Source organism: Pseudomonas sp. Sample_9 (assembly GCF_004307535.1).
Classification (GTDB): domain Bacteria; phylum Pseudomonadota; class Gammaproteobacteria; order Pseudomonadales; family Pseudomonadaceae; genus Aquipseudomonas; species Aquipseudomonas mercuritolerans.
Genome location: NZ_RAZO01000361.1, coordinates 27027 through 28354, shown reverse-complemented (window position 1 = coordinate 28354; position 1328 = coordinate 27027). Strand labels below are relative to the sequence as shown.

General features: G+C 56.3%; 3 protein-coding genes. All 3 read left to right on the top strand.

Annotated elements, in window-relative coordinates; all coding sequences use genetic code 11:
* Nucleotides 1-212: response regulator (locus tag D6877_RS20865; RefSeq protein WP_130911974.1), on the top strand; the 212-nt coding region annotated here is incomplete at its 5' end.
* A gap of 18 nt (nucleotides 213-230) precedes the next feature.
* Nucleotides 231-1019 (top strand): protein phosphatase CheZ, encoded by a 789-nt coding sequence (locus D6877_RS20860; RefSeq protein ID WP_042607546.1) that lies wholly within the window; start codon nucleotides 231-233, stop codon nucleotides 1017-1019.
* Between the two features lie 37 nt (nucleotides 1020-1056).
* Nucleotides 1057-1328: Hpt domain-containing protein (locus tag D6877_RS20855; protein WP_178083727.1), on the top strand; the 272-nt coding region annotated here is incomplete at its 3' end.

Sequence of the window (1328 nt, the reverse complement as noted above, 5' to 3'; positions counted from 1 at the left end):
ACATGCCGGGCATGACCGGTATCGACCTGCTGCGTCACGTGCGCGCCGATGAAAAACTCAAGCACCTCCCGGTGTTGATGGTGACTGCTGAAGCCAAGCGCGAGCAGATCATCGAGGCCGCTCAGGCCGGTGTGAACGGTTACGTAGTCAAACCTTTCACGGCTCAAGCGTTGAAAGACAAAATCGAGAAGATTTTCGAACGCATCGGCTGATGAATGCGCGGGGGAGCTATGGAGCATAACGAATCATCACAGGGCGATTTCGAATCGACCCTGAAAAAACACGCGGTCGAACTGGTCGAGAGCCTTGAAAAAGGCAGGTTCGGCGACGCGGTGCAACTGATCCATGAGCTCAATCAGACCCGTGACCGCGGCCTGTATCAGGAAGTGGGCAAGCTCACACGTGAACTGCACAGTGCGATCGTCAATTTCCAGATCGATCCGCACATGCCCCAGGCCGAGGAAGTGTCGCAAATCACCGACGCCACCGAACGCCTGGGCTATGTGGTCAAGCTGACGGAAGCCGCGGCCAACCGCACCATGGATCTGGTGGAAAGCGCCACGCCGGTGGTCAACAGTCTGGCTGATGAAGCGCAGACGTTGAGCGCCGATTGGGGTCGCTTCATGCGTCGCGAGGTCGGGGCCGAAGAGTTCCGCGAACTGGCGCGCCGGGTCGACGGTTTTCTGTCACGCAGCAGCACGGACAACCGTGCGGTGTCGAGCAACCTCAACGACATCCTGCTGGCTCAGGACTACCAGGATCTCACCGGTCAGGTGATCAAGCGCGTGACTCAATTGGTCACCGAAGTCGAAAGCAATCTGCTCAAACTCGTGCTCATGGCCAGTCAGGTCGACCGCTTTGCGGGCATCGAACATGACCGCGCCGCAATGCTTGCCGAAAAAGATCCACAAAAACATCTCTCGCAGGGTGAAGGTCCGCAGATTCATGCCGATAAACGAGAAGACGTTGTGTCCGGTCAGGACGATGTGGACGATTTGCTATCCAGCCTTGGATTTTGAAGTTTAGGTTTTTAGACCTGTTAGGAGCACCCCATTAATGAGCTTCGGCGCCGATGAAGAGATCCTTCAGGATTTCCTGGTTGAGGCCGGCGAGATTCTTGAGCAACTGTCCGAACAACTGGTCGAGCTGGAAAGCCGTCCGGATGATGCAGATCTGCTCAATGCAATTTTTCGCGGTTTCCACACTGTAAAAGGGGGCGCCGGCTTCCTTCAGCTCAATGAGCTGGTGGAGTGCTGTCACATCGCCGAAAACGTGTTCGACATCCTGCGCAAGGGTGAGCGTCGCGTTGATGCAGAACTGATGGACGT